17 protein-coding genes are annotated in these 18,095 nt (G+C 71.0%); 12 read left to right on the top strand and 5 right to left on the bottom strand.

What is annotated here, in order from left to right; all coding sequences use genetic code 11:
• Positions 1-63: 63 nt before the first annotated feature.
• A complete protein-coding gene (locus FLW16_RS08850; protein ID WP_142559563.1) occupies positions 64-780 on the bottom strand; it encodes an ABC transporter permease in 717 nt (238 codons plus the stop codon).
• A 56-nt stretch (positions 781-836) separates the two neighbouring features.
• Complete coding sequence (locus FLW16_RS08845; protein ID WP_260615053.1) at positions 837-1,793, bottom strand: ABC transporter ATP-binding protein; 957 nt, start codon at positions 1,791-1,793, stop codon at positions 837-839.
• A gap of 338 nt (positions 1,794-2,131) precedes the next feature.
• On the opposite strand from FLW16_RS08845, the gene FLW16_RS08840 reads away from it, so the two are divergent.
• From FLW16_RS08840 to FLW16_RS08790, 11 genes are all read left to right on the top strand, one after another.
• Positions 2,132-2,884, top strand: a complete 753-nt coding sequence (locus tag FLW16_RS08840; RefSeq protein WP_142559562.1) for a metalloregulator ArsR/SmtB family transcription factor — start codon at positions 2,132-2,134, stop codon at positions 2,882-2,884.
• A complete protein-coding gene (gene sufB, locus FLW16_RS08835) occupies positions 2,881-4,293 on the top strand; it encodes a Fe-S cluster assembly protein SufB (protein ID WP_030507291.1) in 1,413 nt (470 codons plus the stop codon). Before FLW16_RS08840 ends, sufB begins: the two co-directional genes overlap by 4 nt.
• On the top strand, positions 4,293-5,417 hold the full coding sequence (gene sufD / locus FLW16_RS08830) for a Fe-S cluster assembly protein SufD (protein ID WP_142559474.1): 1,125 nt from the start codon (positions 4,293-4,295) through the stop codon (positions 5,415-5,417). Before sufB ends, sufD begins: the two co-directional genes overlap by 1 nt.
• Positions 5,414-5,743: a non-heme iron oxygenase ferredoxin subunit gene (locus FLW16_RS08825; protein ID WP_139573122.1), complete on the top strand. Its 330-nt coding sequence runs from the start codon at positions 5,414-5,416 to the stop codon at positions 5,741-5,743. The genes sufD and FLW16_RS08825 overlap by 4 nt, the downstream gene beginning before the upstream one ends.
• Positions 5,744-5,749: 6 nt before the next feature.
• Positions 5,750-6,499: a Fe-S cluster assembly ATPase SufC gene (sufC, locus tag FLW16_RS08820; RefSeq protein WP_142559473.1), complete on the top strand. Its 750-nt coding sequence runs from the start codon at positions 5,750-5,752 to the stop codon at positions 6,497-6,499.
• Positions 6,499-7,761: a cysteine desulfurase gene (locus FLW16_RS08815; RefSeq protein WP_142559472.1), complete on the top strand. Its 1,263-nt coding sequence runs from the start codon at positions 6,499-6,501 to the stop codon at positions 7,759-7,761. Before sufC ends, FLW16_RS08815 begins: the two co-directional genes overlap by 1 nt.
• A 3-nt stretch (positions 7,762-7,764) precedes the next feature.
• Positions 7,765-8,202, top strand: coding sequence for a Fe-S cluster assembly sulfur transfer protein SufU (gene sufU / locus FLW16_RS08810; RefSeq protein WP_142559471.1), 438 nt, complete (start codon positions 7,765-7,767; stop codon positions 8,200-8,202).
• Positions 8,203-8,269: 67 nt separating this feature from the next.
• Positions 8,270-8,659 carry a metal-sulfur cluster assembly factor gene (locus tag FLW16_RS08805; RefSeq protein ID WP_139573118.1) on the top strand — a complete coding sequence of 130 codons (390 nt, stop codon included), beginning with the start codon at positions 8,270-8,272 and terminating at the stop codon, positions 8,657-8,659.
• A gap of 506 nt (positions 8,660-9,165) precedes the next feature.
• Positions 9,166-10,758 carry a DEAD/DEAH box helicase gene (locus FLW16_RS08800; RefSeq protein WP_142559561.1) on the top strand — a complete coding sequence of 531 codons (1,593 nt, stop codon included), beginning with the start codon at positions 9,166-9,168 and terminating at the stop codon, positions 10,756-10,758.
• A gap of 179 nt (positions 10,759-10,937) precedes the next feature.
• Complete coding sequence (locus tag FLW16_RS08795) at positions 10,938-11,558, top strand: TetR/AcrR family transcriptional regulator (RefSeq protein ID WP_142559470.1); 621 nt, start codon at positions 10,938-10,940, stop codon at positions 11,556-11,558.
• Complete coding sequence (locus tag FLW16_RS08790; protein ID WP_142559469.1) at positions 11,555-13,390, top strand: alpha/beta fold hydrolase; 1,836 nt, start codon at positions 11,555-11,557, stop codon at positions 13,388-13,390. Before FLW16_RS08795 ends, FLW16_RS08790 begins: the two co-directional genes overlap by 4 nt.
• A 23-nt stretch (positions 13,391-13,413) precedes the next feature.
• Here FLW16_RS08790 and FLW16_RS08785 read toward each other — a convergent pair whose 3' ends face one another.
• The 3 genes from FLW16_RS08785 to FLW16_RS08775 form a co-directional block, all read right to left on the bottom strand.
• The gene (locus tag FLW16_RS08785) at positions 13,414-14,373 is read right to left on the bottom strand and encodes a carbohydrate ABC transporter permease (RefSeq protein WP_142559468.1); all 960 of its coding nucleotides are present in this window, start codon (positions 14,371-14,373) and stop codon (positions 13,414-13,416) included.
• Complete coding sequence (locus tag FLW16_RS08780) at positions 14,373-15,287, bottom strand: carbohydrate ABC transporter permease (RefSeq protein WP_185949325.1); 915 nt, start codon at positions 15,285-15,287, stop codon at positions 14,373-14,375. Before FLW16_RS08780 ends, FLW16_RS08785 begins: the two co-directional genes overlap by 1 nt.
• 141 nt (positions 15,288-15,428) lie before the next feature.
• Complete coding sequence (locus FLW16_RS08775) at positions 15,429-16,685, bottom strand: extracellular solute-binding protein (protein ID WP_142559466.1); 1,257 nt, start codon at positions 16,683-16,685, stop codon at positions 15,429-15,431.
• 332 nt (positions 16,686-17,017) lie between these two features.
• On the opposite strand from FLW16_RS08775, the gene FLW16_RS08770 reads away from it, so the two are divergent.
• Complete coding sequence (locus FLW16_RS08770) at positions 17,018-17,983, top strand: acetylxylan esterase (RefSeq protein ID WP_142559465.1); 966 nt, start codon at positions 17,018-17,020, stop codon at positions 17,981-17,983.
• The last annotated feature ends 112 nt before the right edge of the window (positions 17,984-18,095 follow it).

Here is an 18,095-nt window from a genome sequence, read left to right as displayed (position 1 = left end):
ATCATATGCGCCGGCCGTCAGACCGCAGGTAAGGCCCCCAGTGTCATGCCCGGCGGCCCGGTGTCATTCCCAGCGGAACGTGCGGGCGGCCAGGGCGAGCGCGGCCACCGTCCAGCACAGCAGCACGAGCAGCGCCCCGCCGGGGAAGCCGCCGCCGGCGCCCAGGACGGTCCGCAGGCCGGAGGTGAGCGCGCTGATCGGCAGCAGCCCGAGCACGTGCTGCACCCCGGCGGGGAACCGGTCCAGCGGGAACAGCACGCCCCCGAGCCCGAGCAGCACCAGATAGACGAGGTTGGCACCGGCCAGCGTGGCCTCCGCCCGCAGTGTGCCGGCCATGAGCAGGCCGAGGCCGCTGAAGGCCGCCGTGCCCAGCAACAGGAGCGGCACGGCCCACAGCGGGTCGCCATGCGGCGACCAGCCGAGCGCGAGCGCCACCGCGACGATCACCACGACCTGCAGCGCCTCCACGGCGACGACCGCGACGGTCTTGGCCAGCAGCAGCCCGGCCCGCGACAGCGGGGTCGCGCCCAGGCGCTTGAGCACGCCGTACCTGCGCTCGAAGCCGGTCGCGATGGCCTGCCCGGTGAACGCGGTCGACATGACCGCGAGCGCGAGGATGCCGGGGGCGACGAAGTCGACGCGCGCGCCGTCGCCGACGTCCACCAGCGGGGCCGTGGAGAAACCGACGAGCAGCAGGATCGGGATGATCATCGTGAGCAGGAGCTGCTCGCCGTTGCGCAGCATGGCCCGAATCTCCGCGCCCGCCTGGGCGAGGACCATCCGGTGCAGCGGCGCGGCTCCCGGCCGCGGCGTGAGGTCCAGCGTGGCGATCGTGCTCACCGCAGCTCCCTGCCGGTCAGTTCGAGGAAGACGTCCTCCAGCGTGCGCCGCTCGATGCGCAGGTCCTCGGTGGTGACGCCCTCGGTGGCGCACCAGGCGGTGACGGTGGCGAGCAGCTGCGGGCCGACCTGCCCCTCGATGATGTAGTGCCCCGAGGGCGACTCCTTGGCGGCGCTGCCGGGTGGCAGCGCGGCGAGCAGTTCCTCCAGGTCGAGTCCCGGGCGCGCGCGGAACCTGAGCTGGCGCTCGGCGCCGGTCAGCGACGCGGGCGTGCCCTCGGCCACCACCCGGCCGTGGTCGATGACCACCACGTGGTCGGAGAGCTTCTCGGCCTCGTCCATCTGGTGGGTCGTCAGCACCACCGACACCCCGGCGGCGCGCAGCGCGGCGACCAGATCCCAGCAGGCGTGCCGTGCCTGCGGGTCGAGCCCGGCGGTCGGCTCGTCGAGGAAGACCAGCTCGGGCCGCCCGATCACCGCCGCCGCGAGCGACAGGCGCTGCTGCTGGCCGCCCGACAGCCGCCGATAGGGCGTGCGCTGGTGGTCGGTCAGGCCGAGCACGCCGAGCAGGGCCTCGGGGTCGAGCGGGTGGGCATAGAACCGGGAGACCACCCGCAGCCACTCGCCCGCGCGGGCGGCGGGAGGCACCCCTCCCGTCTGCGGCATGATCCCCAGGCGCGGCCTCAGGGCGGGGTCGGCCGGGTCCAGGCCGAGCACGCGCACGGTCCCGCCGTCCGGCCGCCGGAAGCCCTCGCAGATCTCGATCGTCGAGGTCTTGCCCGCGCCGTTCGGCCCGAGGATCGCCGTGACGGCGCCCCGCGCGCAGGTGAGGGTCAGCCCGTCGATGGCCGTGGTGCTTCCGTAGCGCTTGACCAGCCCGTCGATCTCGACCGCCGGCGCGCCGTCGCCCGCGCTGCCGAGCGTGCTCTCGAACGTGCTGTCAACCCCCGGCACTCCCACCGGCCTCCCCTCGCAGGACCGACCGCCGGAGCCGGCCGGATGCGGGCCGCCCTGGTCAGTCGTCGACGGCATCGAGTCTAGGGAGCGGGAGGCGCGCTCTCGTCGGCGAGTGCCGCCATTCCAGCCCAGGGAGGTAAAGGATGCGGAAAAGTCCCATCGTCGCAGGTTAGGTAAGGCTTACCTGCGTGAGAAATTGCATCGCCGTCGACCTCGCCTTGGGTTTGTCGCCGGGGAAGGAATTACGGCACACTGATGTTGTGAAAAACGTGCAGGGGAAGCAGAACGCCGAGAAGGCCGTGGTGACGCGGCCCGTTCCGGCATCCCCTGTGCACATGGACATCAGTGCCGAGCGCGGCACCCGGGCCAGGGTGGCGCGGCTCATCCTGGAGCACGGCCCGGTGACCGCGGGGGCGCTCGGTGAGCGGCTCGGGCTGACCCCGGCCGCGGTGCGCCGCCATCTCGACGCGCTGCTGGCCGAGGGCATGATAGAGCCGCGTACGGCCCGCCCGCGCGGCCAGCGGGGGCGTGGCAGGCCGGCGAAGATGTTCGCGATCACCGACGCGGGCCGCAGCGCCTTCGTCCACGCCTACGACGACCTCGCCGGCAGCGCGCTGCGCTTCCTGGCCGAGCGCCTGGGCGGCGAGGCGGTGTCGGAGTTCGCGCGGGCGCAGGTGTCCGGGCTGGTCGGCCGGCTCGAGGCGCTGATGCGCGAGGTCCCCGCCGACCAGCGGGTCCGCGTGCTGGCCGAGGCCCTGTCCACCGAGGGCTACGCGGCGTCGGCGTCCGCGACGGGCAAGGGCGGCGAGCAGCTGTGCCAGCACCACTGCCCGGTCGCGCACGTCGCGGCGCAGTTTCCGCAGCTGTGCGAGGCGGAGACCGAGGCCTTCGCCCGGCTGCTGGGCACGCCGGTGCAGCGCCTGGCCACGATCGCCAACGGCGACGGGGTCTGCACCACCCACGTGAGTTCACACGCGCTCGCCGCACGGCACGCGCGCCCCGATCTATCGACCGCCGATTCATCGATCGCCGATCTATCGGCCGCACATCTATCGAGCACATCGACGAGCAAGGAGTCCGGAAGGTGACTGTCACCGACCGCCCGGAGCTGGAAGGCCTCGGGAATTACAAGTTCGGCTGGGCCGACACGGACGTGGCCGGGGCCACCGCCCGGCGTGGGCTGTCCGAAGAGGTCGTCCGCAACATCTCCGCGCTCAAGAACGAGCCGGAGTGGATGCTCGACCTGCGCCTCAAGGGCCTTCGGCTGTTCGGGAAGAAGCCGCTGCCGACCTGGGGCTCTGACCTCACCGGCATCGACTTCGACAACATCAAGTACTTCGTCCGCTCGACGGAGAAGCAGGCCGCGTCCTGGGACGAGCTGCCTCCCGACATCAAGAACACCTACGACAAGCTCGGCATCCCGGAGGCGGAGAAGCAGCGCCTCATCGCCGGCGTCGCCGCCCAGTACGAGTCCGAGGTCGTCTACCACAAGATCCGTGAGGACCTCGAGGAGAAGGGCGTCATCTTCGTCGACACCGACACGGGCCTGCGCGAGCACGAGGAGCTCTTCAAGGAGTACTTCGGCACGGTGATCCCGGTGGGCGACAACAAGTTCGCCGCGCTCAACACCGCCGTGTGGTCGGGCGGCTCGTTCATCTACGTGCCGCCGAACGTGAACGTCGAGATCCCGCTGCAGGCCTACTTCCGGATCAACACCGAGAACATGGGCCAGTTCGAGCGGACCCTGATCGTCGTGGACGAGAACTCCTACGTCCACTACGTCGAGGGCTGCACCGCGCCGATCTACTCGTCCGACTCGCTTCACTCGGCGGTCGTCGAGATCGTCGTGAAGAAGGGCGCCCGCTGCCGCTACACGACGATCCAGAACTGGTCGAACAACGTCTACAACCTGGTCACCAAGCGCGCCGTGGCGTACGAGGGCGCGACCATGGAATGGATCGACGGCAACATCGGCTCCAAGGTCACGATGAAGTACCCGGCCGTCTACCTGATGGGCGAGCACGCCAAGGGCGAGACGCTGTCGGTCGCCTTCGCCGGCGAGGGCCAGCACCAGGACGCGGGCGCCAAGATGGTGCACCTCGCGCCCAAGACGTCCTCGACGATCATCTCCAAGTCCGTGGCACGCGGCGGCGGCCGCACGTCCTACCGGGGCCTGGTGCAGATCGAGGAGGGCGCGGCCGGCTCGGCCTCGACCGTCAAGTGCGACGCGCTGCTGGTCGACCAGATCAGCCGCTCCGACACCTACCCCTACGTGGACGTCCGCGAGGACGACGTGTCGATGGGCCACGAGGCCACGGTCTCCAAGGTGTCGGAGGACCAGCTCTTCTACCTGATGAGCCGCGGCCTCGGCGAGGACGAGGCGATGGCCATGATCGTGCGCGGCTTCGTCGAGCCGATCGCCCGCGAGCTGCCCATGGAGTACGCCCTGGAGCTCAACCGCCTGATCGAGCTGCAGATGGAAGGAGCGGTCGGCTGATGGGCCTGGAGACCAAGCCGCTGTCGACACTTCACGAGAAGTCGTCGTACGAGGTGGCCGACTTCCCGGTGCCGACGGGCCGCGAGGAGGAGTGGCGCTTCACGCCGCTGTCGCGGCTGAAGGGGCTGCACAACGGCACGGCCGCCGTCACCGGCGGCGTCGTGGTGGACGTCGAGGCCGCGCCCGAGGTGCGCGTCGAGACCGTCGGCCGCGACGACGCCCGGCTCGGCAAGGCCTACACGCCGGCCGACCGGGTGAGCGCGCAGGCCTACTCGTCGTTCGAGAAGGCCACCGTCGTCACGGTGCCGAAGATGACGGCCGCCTCCCGGCCCACCGTGATCACGCTGCGGGGGTCCGGGGCCGGCGCCGCCGCGTACGGGCACATCCTCGTGTCGGTGGAGCCGATGGCCGAGGCCGTGCTGGTCCTGGACCACCGCGGCAGCGCCGTCTACGCCGACAACGTCGAGTTCGACGTGGCCGAAGGAGGGACGCTCAAGGTCGTCAGCCTGCAGGACTGGGACGACGACGCCGTGCACGTCTCCCACCACCACGCGCGGCTCGGCAAGGACGCGACGTTCCGCTCGTTCGTGGTCACCCTCGGGGGCGACCTCGTACGGCTGTCGCCCTCGGTGTCGTACACCGCCCCGGGCGGCGACGCCGACCTGACCGGCCTGTACTTCGTGGACGCGGGCCAGCACCTGGAGCACCGCCTGCTGGTGGACCACAGCGTGCCCAACTGCCGCAGCAACGTGACCTACAAGGGCGCGCTGCAGGGCGACGGCGCCCACGCGGTCTGGATCGGCGACGTGATCATCCGGGCCGAGGCCGAGGGCACCGACACCTACGAGCTGAACCGCAACCTCATCCTCACCGACGGCGCCCGCGCCGACTCGGTGCCGAACCTGGAGATCCTCACCGGCGAGGTCGCGGGAGCGGGCCACGCGTCCGCCTCCGGCCGCCTCGACGACGAGCACATCTTCTACCTGCAGGCCCGCGGCATCCCGTTCGACGAGGCCCGCCGTCTGGTCATCCACGGCTTCTTCGCCCAGCTGCTGGAGAAGATCGAGGTGCCGGAGATCCGCGAGCGCGTCCTGTCCGCGGTCGAGGCGGAGCTGGCTCGATGAGCGCCGAGACCGCCCACTGGGAGAAGGTCTGCCAGGTCGGCGACATCCCCGACGGCGGCGTCATCGGCCTGGAGGTCGGGGAGACGCCCGTCGCGCTGGTGCGGACCGGCGGCGAGGTCTTCGCCCTGCACGACGTGTGCTCCCACGCCGAGGTCCGCCTCAGCGAGGGCGAGGTCTACGACCACACGCTGGAGTGCTGGCTGCACGGCTCCTGCTTCGACCTGCGTAGCGGCAAGCCCACCGGGCCGCCCGCGACCAGGCCCGTCAACGTCTACCGAGTCAAGATCGAAGGCGACGACGTGTACGTCTCGCTCTCGAAGGAGTAAATACAAGTGTCCACCCTTGAGATTCGTGACCTGCACGTCGCCGTGGGCGACAAGGAGATCCTGCGCGGCGTCGACCTGACGGTCCGCAGCGGCGAGACGCACGCCATCATGGGCCCGAACGGCTCGGGCAAGTCCACGCTGGCGTACGCCGTCGCGGGGCACCCCAAGTACACCGTCACCTCCGGCACCGTGCTGCTCGACGGCGAGGACCTGCTGGAGATGTCGGTGGACGAGCGCGCCCGCGCCGGCCTGTTCCTCGCCATGCAGTACCCGGTCGAGGTGCCCGGCGTCAGCGTGTCGAACTTCCTGCGCTCGGCGATCACCGCGGTCCGCGGCGAGGCGCCCAAGCTGCGCGAGTTCGCCAAGGAGCTGAAGGGGGGCATGGACGCGCTGTCCATCGACCCGGCCTTCGCCCAGCGCAACACCAACGAGGGCTTCTCCGGCGGCGAGAAGAAGCGCCACGAGATCCTCCAGCTCGAGCTCCTCAAGCCCAAGATCGCGGTGCTGGACGAGACCGACTCCGGCCTCGACGTCGACGCCCTGCGCGTCGTGTCCGAGGGCATCAACCGGTTCCGCGCCTCCGGTGACACCGGCGTGCTGCTGATCACCCACTACACCCGCATCCTGCGCTACGTGAAGCCGGACTTCGTCCACGTCTTCGCCGGCGGGCGCGTGGTCGAGGAGGGTGGCCCCGAGCTGGCCGACAAGCTGGAGAACGAGGGCTACGAGGCCTACACGAAGGCGGCGTCCGCCTGATGAGTGCGCCCGGCTTCGACGTGGAGAGGATCAGGAAGGACTTTCCGGTCCTCGGCCGCGAACTCCCCGGAGGCAGGTCGCTGGTCTACCTCGACTCCGGCAACTCCTCCCAGAAGCCGACCCAGGTGATCGAGACCATGCGCGATCACCTGACCTGGCACTACGGCAACGTCGGCCGGGCGCTGCACGTGCTGGGCAGTGAGTCGACCGAGGCGTACGAGGCCGCGCGCGACAAGATCGCCGCGTTCGTGAAGGCCCCGTCGCGCGACGAGATCGTCTTCACCAAGAACGCCTCCGAGGCCCTCAACCTCGTGGCGTACGCCTTCGGCAACCCCGTCGGCGAGGACGAGCGGTTCCGGATCGGCCCCGGCGACGAGATCGTCATCTCGGAGATGGAGCACCACTCCAACATCGTGCCGTGGCAGCTGCTCGCGCAGCGGACCGGCGCGACGCTGCGCTGGTTCCCGGTCACCGACGAGGGCCGCCTCGACATCGAGGGCCTGGAGGAGCTGGTCAACGAGCGCACGAAGATCGTCTCGATCGCGCACCAGTCGAACGTGCTCGGCACGGTCAACTCGGTCTCGCCGATCCTGGCCCGCGTGCGCGAGGTCGGCGCGCTGATGATGCTCGACGCGTCGCAGTCGGTGCCCCACCAGCCCGTGGACGTGACCGAGCTGGGCGTCGACTTCGTCGCGTTCACCGGCCACAAGATGGTCGGGCCGTCCGGCATCGGCGTGCTGTGGGGCCGCCGCGAGCTGCTCGACGCCATGCCGCCGTTCCTCGGCGGCGGCGAGATGATCGAGGCGGTCTGGATGGACCGCTCGACGTACGCGCCGGTGCCGCACAAGTTCGAGGCGGGCACGCCCCCCATCGTCGAGGCGATCGGCCTCGGTGCCGCGGCCGACTACCTGACGGCCGTGGGCATGGACCAGATCAAGGCGCACGAGAAGGAACTGGTCGCGTACGCGCTGGAGGCGCTGCCGGAGATCCCCGGGCTCAGGATCATCGGCCCGCGCACGCCCATCGCCCGCGGCGGCACGATCTCTTTCACACTGGAGGGGATCCACCCGCACGACGTGGGGCAGATCCTCGACGACGTGTACGGGATCGCGGTGCGGGTAGGTCATCACTGCGCCCGGCCGCTCCACCTCAGGTTCGGAATTCCAGCGACCACGCGGGCGTCTTTCTACCTGTACAACACGACGGCCGAGATCGACGCACTGGTCCGCGGCCTCCACCACGTGCAGAAGGTGTTCGGCTGAGCCATGATCGGTGAATCCATGTACCAGGAGCTGATCCTGGAGCACTACAAGCATCCCCAGGGGCGGGGCCTGCGTGACCCGTTCGACGCGGAGGTGCACCACGTCAACCCGACCTGCGGCGACGAGGTGACGCTGCGGGTGAAGGTGGCCGACGGGGGCAAGGTGCTCGACGTGTCCTACGACGGCCAGGGCTGCTCCATCAGCCAGGCCGCCGCCTCGGTGCTGCACGAGCTCGCCACCGGCTCCACGGTGGAGGAGTCGCTGTCGGTGGTGGAGGAGTTCACCCGGCTCATGCAGGGCAGGGGCCAGGTGGAGCCCGACGAGGACGTGCTGGGCGACGCGGTGGCGTTCGCCGGTGTGGCGAAGTTCCCCGCCCGCGTCAAGTGCGCGTTGCTGGCCTGGATGGCCTACAAGGACGCGCTGATGAGGAGCCAGGGATGACCGGCCGCCCCGGCCGCGTTGAGGAGTACGGCGCCGCGCCGCGGGCGCCGCGAGGTGAGGAGACGACGTGAGCAAGCCGACCGAGACCCCGACGGGAACCGCGACAGAGGCGGCGACCGGAACCTACGACGGGGAGAGCTCCCTCGACGACGTGCTCGAGGCGCTGAAGGACGTCGTGGACCCCGAGCTGGGGATCAACGTGGTGGACCTCGGCCTCGTGTACGGCGTAAACCTCGACCCGGCCGGCGAGGGCGAGCGCCCGATCGCCACCATCGACATGACGCTGACCAGTGCGGCCTGCCCGCTGACCGACGTGATCGAGGACCAGGCCAACTCGGCGCTCGCCGACCTGGTCTCCAACGTGGTCATCAACTGGGTCTGGCTGCCGCCGTGGGGCCCCGACAAGATCACCGACGAGGGCCGCGACCAGCTTCGCATGCTCGGTTTCAACGTCTGACCGGCAGGACCGGGCCCGGTCCCGCCACCCGCGTGTGTCCGGGGCATCGCGCCCCGGACACACGCGTTCCGCCGGTCGTTCCCCGGAGTGTTCTCGACGCGGTGTTCAGGACAGGGTGTTCAAGACACGGTAGTGAAGACACGGCGCTCGCGACACGGTTGCTTGCGACACGGTGTTCACGACACGGTGCTCGCGACACGGCGCCCCCGCCGCCGTCCGCCCGGCAAATCGCCGTCGCGGCGCGGGAATGCCGTACAGTTGTTCTTTGCTTTGCTTTGTGCGACGTGAGTGACGGGCGTCCGTGGGATGCCGCCACCAGGCGGTCTCCACTTCTGCGGGACGCGCTCACGGCATCACCCGGGCGCAGGCCGCTTCATTCTCCGGCCCGCGGCGCCCCGATCGGTACGGCCTCGCTCGCCGTACGTGTACAGGCTCGTCCTTTCGCAGAAGTGACGCGCCCACGTGTTCCGGCACGTTCTTTCTACGAAAGGCACGATTTCGTGACCATGCTTGACCTCGGTGAGGGCACCGAGACCCGCGCCGAGTTCGCACTGCTGGGTCTGCCCAAGCCGCTCGTGGCGGGGCTGGCCCGGCAGGGCATCACCGCGCCGTTCCCCATCCAGCGGGCGGCCATCCCCGACATCCTCGCCGGGCACGACGTCCTCGGCCGTGGCCAGACCGGCTCCGGCAAGACGCTCGCCTTCGGCCTGCCCACGCTGACCAGGGTCGCGGGGGAGAAGGCACGCCCCGGCCGGCCCCGGGCCCTCGTCCTGGTGCCCACCCGCGAACTGGCCCTGCAGGTGGCCGACGCCCTCGAACCGCTCGGCCGCGGGCTGTCGCTGCGCACCCGCACGGTCGTCGGCGGCATGTCCATGGGCCGCCAGATCGAGGACCTGCGCCGGGGGGTCGACATCGTCGTCGCCACGCCCGGCCGCCTCACCGACCTCATCGAGCAGGGCGAGTGCGCACTGGACGACGTCCAGATCACCGTCCTCGACGAGGCCGACCACATGTGCGACCTCGGGTTCCTGCCCGTGGTCAGCGCGCTGCTGGCGCGCACGCCCGCCGACGGGCAGCGCCTGCTGTTCTCCGCGACGCTCGACGGCGACGTGGACACGCTGGTCACGCGCTTCCTGACCGACCCGGTCATCCACTCCCTTGACCCGGCCACCTCCTCGGTGGAGACGATGGAGCACCACCTGCTCCAGGTGCACCGCGACGACAAGGCGGACGTGACGGCGGAGATCGCCAACCGGGACGGGCGTACGATCATGTTCGTCCGCACCCAGCACGGCGTCGACCGCGTCGTGAAGCAGCTCGCCCGGTCGGGGATCCGCGCGGGCGGCCTGCACGGCGGCAAGCGGCAGAACCAGCGCACCCGCATCCTCGACGGGTTCCGCGAGGGCACCATCGGGGTGCTCGTCTGCACCGACGTCGCCGCCCGCGGCATCCACGTGGACGACGTGAGCCTCGTGCTGCACGTGGACCCGCCGGCCGACCACAAGAGCTACCTGCACCGGGGCGGCCGCACGGCCCGCGCGGGCGAGCGCGGCGTGGTGCTGACGCTGGTCCTGCCGAGCGAGCGCCGCGCCACCGAGTCGATGACCCGCAAGGCCGGGGTGACCCCGTCCCGTCACCGGGTGGCGCCGGGCGATCCGATCCTGGCCGAGATCGCCGGGGCCCGGCGGCCGAACGGCGCGGCCGTTCCCGTGTGGGAGCCAGACGTGCGCAGGCCGCTGCGGCCCGCGCGGGACGACCGGGCGCCCGGCCGCCGGCGGCACGGCGGGGACCGTCATCGCGGCGCCGACCGTCCGGGTGACGGCGACGGCCGGCGCAGGCGGTCCGACCAGGGCGAGCGGCCTCGCGGTCCCTGGACCGGCGACGGCCGGGCCGACGGCCGCGCCGAGTCCGGCGGCGGCCACCGTCGTGGCCGCACCGGCGGACACGGCGCCCAGTCCGGGCACAGCGGTCAGGGCGGATACGGCGGCGGCCAGGCCGGGTACAGCGGCCAGTCCGGGTACAGCGGTCAGGGCGGACGCGGAGGCTACGGCGGGGACGGCGGGCGCCGCGGCCGCGGAAGCCGCTTCACCGGCCGCTGAATCCTCCCAACCACGCTGCCTTGAGCACCACCTCCACCGGGCCGTCCGTACGGGCGGCCCGGTGGCATGTGGGGGGCCGGCCCTCAGCCAGTGCGCCTGCCAGACCCACGGCTCCAGCCCGCCCAAGCGCACGGACCCTGGCTTGAACAGAATATGTAGACCGGTCTATTCTCCTGCGCATGGTTGGAACCAAAGGAGCCGAGACCAGTGCCCGGCTGGTGGAGTCGATGCTGGAGCTGATCCAGCGGCACGGCTACAGCGGCACGGGACTCAACGCGGTGGTGGAGCACGCGGGCGCGCCGAAGGGATCGCTCTATTTCCACTTCCCCCAGGGCAAGGAGGCGCTGGGAGAGAAGGCCGTCGAACTCGCGGCGGCGCGGTTCGGCTCTCTCGTCGCCGATTCCGCTCTGGAAGCGGCCACCCCGGGCGCGGTGGTGAGCCGCGCGATCGAGACGCTGGCCGGGATCCTCACCGACAGCGACTTCCACCTGGGCTGCCCGGTTTCGGTGGTGACGCTGGAGATGGGCGCGCAGAGCGAGCGGCTGCGGGAGGCCTGCGCGAACGCCTTCGAGTCGTGGATCGCGCCGGTGACCGAGTATCTCGTCGCGCACGGCCGTGCCCGCCCCGATGCCCGTGCGACGGCCACGGCCGTCGTCAGCATGGTGGAGGGAGCAGTGATCGTGTCGCGTGCCCAGCGGTCGACCGAGCCGCTGCACTGCGCGGCGCGGGCGCTCGCCGTACTGCTGGACGGCGCACACGGGAAGGCGTCCCCGGACAAGGGGACGGAGGTCCTGTCGTGAGCGCCGGGGAGCGGCACGCGCTGGTCCTGGGCGCGACCGGCTTCGTCGGACGCCATCTGGTGCTCGCGCTCGGTCATGCCGGCGTCCGGGTGAGCACGGCCAATCGGAGTCACGAGTCCTACCGGCGGCTCGCCCGCTGGCTGGCCGAGCACGGGCACGACCAGGCCCCGGCCGACCTCCGGGTCGATTTCACGACGCCGTCCTTGATCGAGGGGGCGCTGATCGAGGGGCGACTCGACGATGTCACGGAGGTCTACAACTGCGCAGGCGCCTACCGGTTCGGCATGTCGGCGGACGAGGCCCGCCGTGCGAACGTCGGCAGCGTCCGCGCGGTCGTCGCCTTCGCGGCGCGACTGCCGCGGCTGCGCCGCCTCGTCCACGTCTCCGGCTATCGCGTGGGCGGGCAGGACCTTCGCCCCTGGACTGAGGAGCAGCGGCGGGAGACCTACCGGGCCCTGGGCGCGTACGAGGCGTCCAAGGTGGAGGCGGACGCCGTCTTCCGGACCGAGGCGGAGCGGCTGGGCGTGCCCTGGTCGGTCGTCAATCCGGCGAGCGTGATCGGCGACAGCGTCACCGGCGAGTCGGGCCAGTACCTTGGGCTCGCGTCGACCCTGCGCGACCTCTGGCAGGGCGGTCTCGCGGCGGTGCCGGGGAACGCGCGGACGTTCGTCCCCGTGGTCGCGGTCGACTACCTCGCCCGCTTCATGACCCTGCTGCCGGCGGACGAGACCGCCGAGCGCGCCTCCTACTGGCTGCTGGACGACGACACGCCCGCGCTGCCCGGCCTGATCGCGCTCGTCGCGGAGCACTACCGTGTCACGGCGCCCCGGGTGCGGGTTCCGGTGGCCGTGGTGAAGCGCCTGCCCCGCCGGCTCACCAAGGCCGATCCGGAGACGCTGACGTTCCTGTCGGACGACCGCTATCCCACCGGCTCGGCGCGTGCCCTCGCCGCCCGTCACGGGCTGGCCATGCCGGACACCGCCACGACGATCCGCCGCTGGGCCGACCACCTGGCGGCGAGCCGGTTCGGGGACGCCCCCGCCGGCGGCAGGCGGTTCACCGGCCCGGGCGGGTTGCGGACGTTCGAGCTCGGCGAGCCGGGCGCGCCCACGGTGGTGCTGCCGGGTCTGCCGGTCAACGCCGACACCTGGGCGCCGGTCGTCGCGGCGCTGGGCCGGGCCCGTGCCGCCGACCTGCCGGGGCTGGGGATGAGCACGGGAGGCCGCGACGACTGGCCGTCCTGGCTGACCGCCCTCGTCACCGAGACCGGCGCACGCCACCTGGTCGGTCACTCCATCGGCGCCGCGGCCGCCGTCGAGGCCGCGGCCGCCCATCCGGACGCGGTGGACCGGCTCACGCTCGTGGCGCCGTTCTTCCTCCAGGCGCGCCCCGCTCGCGCCGCCCGGTGGGCGCTCACGGCCCGCTGGTATCTCGGCCGGGTCTCTCCCCGGGCGCTGGCCGAGCGGCTCACCGGAGACCCGGCGCACGCGGCCGCGCTCCACTCGAGCGTGGCGGACCTGCGCCGCGGCGCCGCCGCCACCGCCGCCCGGCTCCTCGCCGCCTCGGCGTCGCCCGGGTGGCGGGCGGACCTCCGGGCCGGGCTGGCGCGCTACCCGGGGCACGTGCACGTCGTCGTGGGCTCTGGCGACCCTCTCGGCCCGGAAGGGCGGGCCCTTCTCGACGCGCTCCCGCGGGCCACCGTGACGGTGATCCCGGGCGCGGGTCACCACCCCCAGCTGACGCACCCCGAGGAGGTCGCCGAAGCCGTCGGCGCGTGGAACGCCTCCCCGGGCGCGCCTGCCGTTCCGCCCTTCAGAACGTTCAGCCCTTGAGAACGTTCAGCCCTTGAGAACGTTCAGCCCTTCAGGCCGCTCAGCACGATCCCCCGGGTGAAGTAGCGCTGGAAGGCGAGGAAGAAGGCGATCGACGGCAGGGAGGCGAGCAGGCCGCCCGCCATGATCGCTCCCTGGTTCTGCGCGCCCGTGAAGTAGGAGTTGAGGCGGGCCAGCGCGACGGGGATGTTCGCCATCTCGTCGCTCTGCACGATGATCAGCGGCCACAGGAAGTTGTTCCACTCCGCCAGCACGATGAAGATCGACATCGCGGCGAGGGCCGGGCGCAGCAGCGGCAGCACGATCTGCCACCAGATGCGCCACTCCCCGGCGCCGTCGACCCGGGCGGCCTGGATGAGCTCGTCCGGCACCGAGTGGAGGAACTGCACCAGGAAGAACAGCACGAACGCCTTGGCCAGCGCCGGGATGACGTAGCCCTGGTAGGTGTCCAGCCAGCCCAGGTTCCGCATGATGACGTAGTTCGGCACCAGGGTGGTCTGCCAGGGCACCATCATCGAGGCGACGATCAGCAGGAAGATCAGCCGCCGTCCCGGCACCCGGTGCTTGGTGATCACGTACGCCGCCAGCGAGGCGATCAGCAGCGACCCGACCGTGACGGCGACCGTGATCACCAGGCTGTTGAACATGAAGCGGCCGAACCCGAAGTCCACCTGGAACCGCTGGAAGATGCCCTGGAGATGGCCGGGGTTGACCTGGGTGGGGGAGTAGCCGGGGTCGTAGAAGTTGTTCAACGTGGGATGCTCGGGCACGAACGACGGCGGCTGCCGGTTCAGCTCCGTCACCGGCTTGAACACCGTGATCAGCATCCAGTAGAACGGCGCGATCATGGTGAGCGACAGCAGGTAGAACGGCAGGCGCAGCAGGTGGCCGCGCCAGGTGGTGCCCGTCCCGGCGGCCGGCGCCCGCCGGGGCGCGGCGGCCGGGTCGGCGACGATCGGTGTGGTCGTGGGGGCGACGGCCATCACAGCTCCTTCAGGGCGCGGCCGATGCGGAGGTTGACCATGCTGAGGGCGAAGATGATCAGGAAGAGCACCCAGGCGATGGCCGAGGCGTAGCCGAGCTTGAAGTGCGTGAAGCCCTGGTCGTAGAGGTAGGGCACGATCATCAGGCCCGAGTCGAGCACGCCGCCGATGTTGTTGGTGCCCCGGAACACGATGTAGACGGCTTCGAAGACCTGGAAGGCTCCGATCAGGCCGGTCACGACCACGTACGTGGTCACCGGGCGCAGCAGCGGCAGCGTCACCCGGCGGAACTGCTGCCAGGTGCCGGCGCCGTCGATGCGGGCCGCCTCGTAGTACTCCTGCGGGATCGTGTTGAGCCCGGCGACGTACAGGACCATCCCGTAGCCCATCCCGCCCCACACCGACATGAGCACGAGGATGGGGATCGTGAGCCCGGGGGTGGCGAGCCACTCGACGGCCCTGCCGCCGAACCAGGTCACGACGGTGTTGGCCAGGCCGAAGTCGCCGGGGTTGAGGATCCACTTCCAGAGCAGCATGAGCGCGATCGACGAGGTCACCGAGGGCAGGAAGAAGATCGTCCGCATGATGCGATGCGGCCAGTTCGACCCGCTGAAGGCCAGCGCGAGGCCGAGCGACAGCAGCGTGCCGATCCCGACGGACGCCACGACGTAGACGAACGTGTTGCCGAGGGCGTGCCGGAACCGGTCGTCGTCGAACAGCAGGCGGCGGAAGTTCTCCAGGCCCTGGAACTCGGGGGCGTTCACCCCGTCGAACTTCGTGAAGCTGAGGTAGAGCGAGTTGGCCAGAGGCCAGACCAGGAAACCGGCGAACAGGCCGAGGAACGGCAGCAGCATCAGATAGGAGGTGCCGTAGCGGCGCCATCGTTGCCGGGGCGCGGCGGCGTGAATTGCCATGTCGTTCTCCATCCGGAGGGAAACCGTGGACGGGACCCGGGCCGGTGCGGGGTCGGGCGGCACCGGCCCGGGCAGGTGTGGAGGACGGAGGCCGCGGCCGGTGAGGGGTCAGGCGTCACCGGCGAGCCACGGCCGTCCCGGCTATCCGGCGTTGCGCTCCATGACCTTGGCGGCCTCGGTCAGGGCCGTCTTCACGTCGGCCTTGCCGAGGATCGCGGCCTGGAACTGCTTGGCCACGTCGGACGCGCTCTCGTCCCAGCCGGGGCATCCGGGCGCCGCCGCGCCGGTCTTGATGATCCCCGCGAACACGGCCGAGTGCTCCGGCGTGAACGGGGAGTCGGCGACCTTGTCCGGACGGGGCGGGATGTAGGCGATGTTGCGGGCCTTCGACTCCGCCGTCACCGCGCCGACGGCCTCGTCGGTGTAGAGGAACTTGACGAAGTCCGCCGCCTGCTGGATGTGCTTGCTGTACGACGTGACCCCGACGGCCCGCCCGCCGATGAAGGTCGTGGGCGCCGCCGGGCCGGCCGGCAGCGGGGCGATCGTCCACTTGCCCTTCAGCTTGGGCTTGCTGGTGTCGATGCCCAGGGCGTTCCAGTTGCCGCCGTAGACCATCGCGATGCCCTGGTCCAGCGCGTCCGAGGTCGTCACCGTGTCGGTCGGCGCGCCGTACTTGCGGTGCAGGCCGATCCAGTACGACAGCGCCTGCTCGGCCTGCGGGGTGTCGAGTGAGGGCTTGCAGTCCGGCGTGTAGAAGCTGCCGCCGGCCTGGTAGAGGAAGTTGAAGTAGCCGATCCAGTCGAGGTTGCCCCAGTCGATGCTGAACGGCGTCTTCACCCCGGATTTCTTGAGTTTCTCGATGTCGGCGGTCAGTTCCTCCCAGGTCTTGGGCGGCTCCTTGAGCCCGGCCTTCTCGAACAGGTCGGTCCGGTAGTAGAGCGCCTCGGTGGACATGTCGAGGGGAACGCCGTAGATCGTGCCGTCGGGGGAGACGGCCGACTTCCACTGGGCGGGCTGCGCCTGGGCCTGGAGCTGCTCGACGCCGTATTTGCGCAGGTCGACCATGCCGCCGCGCAGACCGAACTGGATGGTCCAGGTCATGCCGCCGGAGATGATGTCGGGCCCGCTGCGGCTGGTCGAGGCCGCGAGCAGCTTGGCGTACGCGTCGTCCCAGGCCAGCGTCTGCACCTTGATCGTCACATTGGGGTGCGACTTCGTGTACAGGTCGGCCGCCTTCTGGAAGGCCGCGCTCTCGTCGTCGCCCCCGGTGGACCACCACGTGATCGCGGCGGGGGCGTTCGCGTCGGCCTGCTTGGTATCCGAGGTGCCGCTGGTCGCGCAGCCCGCGCCGAAGGCGGCGATCAGGGCGGCGCAGGTGGCCGCCGTCGTTCGTCGCATGGACGTCTCCGATCTCTACGGAAAGTGATCGACTGACATGTCGTGCCCCCCGAGAGGCGGCCCGCCGCGAGGCCCTGCCCGTGCGGCGCACCGCCCACGCTTCGAATTCGTGCAGAGTCCAGCACTAAACCGGATTAGTTTCAAGAGGGCGTTTCATCCCGTCAATCCGGACGTCACGCCGTTCAGGGCGTGATTTCCCAGTTCAGGTGGGTTAACGATGGTGAGGCGGATTCCGGCGGACGACTCTTAACCGGGTCAGAAGTCTGAAACAAGGCACTTGTGTAACCTTGCGGCGTACACGAGCCAGGCCCACCACCCCCACGGGAGCCCCCATGTTCGTCGACATGCCCCTCGACCAGCTGCGCGCGTACCTGCCCGAGCGCCGGGAACCCGCCGACTTCGACGCCTTCTGGGACCGCACGCTCGCCGAGGCCCGCGTGCACGACCTGAACCCCGTCTTCGAGCCGTACGAGGCCGACCTCGCGCTGGTCGACGTGGCCGACGTGACGTTCGCGGGATTCGGCGGGCATCCGATCAAGGGGTGGTTCCTCGCGCCCGCGGGCGCGTCAGGCCCGTTGCCGTGCGTGGTGGAGTTCATCGGGTACGGCGGCGGCCGCGGCCGGCCGCACGACTGGCTGCTGTGGCCGGCCGCCGGATACGCGACGTTCGTGATGGACACCCGTGGGCAGGGCGGCACCTGGCGCTCGGGCGACACCCCCGACCCCGTGGGCGGCAACGGCGCGCAGATCCCCGGCAAGCTCACCCAGGGGGTGTTCGACCGGGACGACTACTACTACCGGCGGCTCTACACCGATGTCGTGCGTGCGGTCGAGGCGGCCAGGTCGCATCCCCTGGTGGACGCCGGGCGGGTCGTCGTGGCCGGCGGCAGCCAGGGCGGCGGCATGGCGCTGGCCGCCGCCGCGCTCGTGCCGGACCTCGCCTACGCGTTCGTCAACGTGCCGTTCATGTGCGACATCCGGCGCGCCGTCGAGATCACCGACGAGGACCCGTACGGCGAGCTGGGCCGGTTCTGCGGGATCCACAGGACCCGGGTCGAGGACATCTTCGCGACCCTCGACTACTTCGACGGACTGCACTTCGCGGCGCGGGCCCGCACGCCGGCCCGGTTCTCCGTCGCCCTGCGCGACGGCGTCACCCCGGCCTCGACCGTGTTCGGGGCCTACAACCACTACGCCGGCCCCAAGGACATCACGGTCTGGCCGTTCAACGGCCACGAGGGCGGGGAGTCTCAGCAGGCGCTCGAACTGCTCAGGCTGGCCAGGAAGATCCTCGGCTGAACCCGATCCGGCAGGGCCCGAGCGGGGCCGATCTCGCAGGGTGGACGCGGGGCGCGGCGGCCCGCCCCCGCGACTACCCTGGGGCCGATACCCTGAACGCGCAGGCACACGA

It is taken from the genome of Microbispora sp. KK1-11, assembly GCF_006874435.1.
Taxonomy (GTDB): Bacteria; Actinomycetota; Actinomycetes; order Streptosporangiales; family Streptosporangiaceae; genus Microbispora; species Microbispora catharanthi.
The sequence above is the reverse complement of the archived record's forward strand: the minus strand, read 5'-3'. Positions and strand labels throughout refer to the sequence as shown.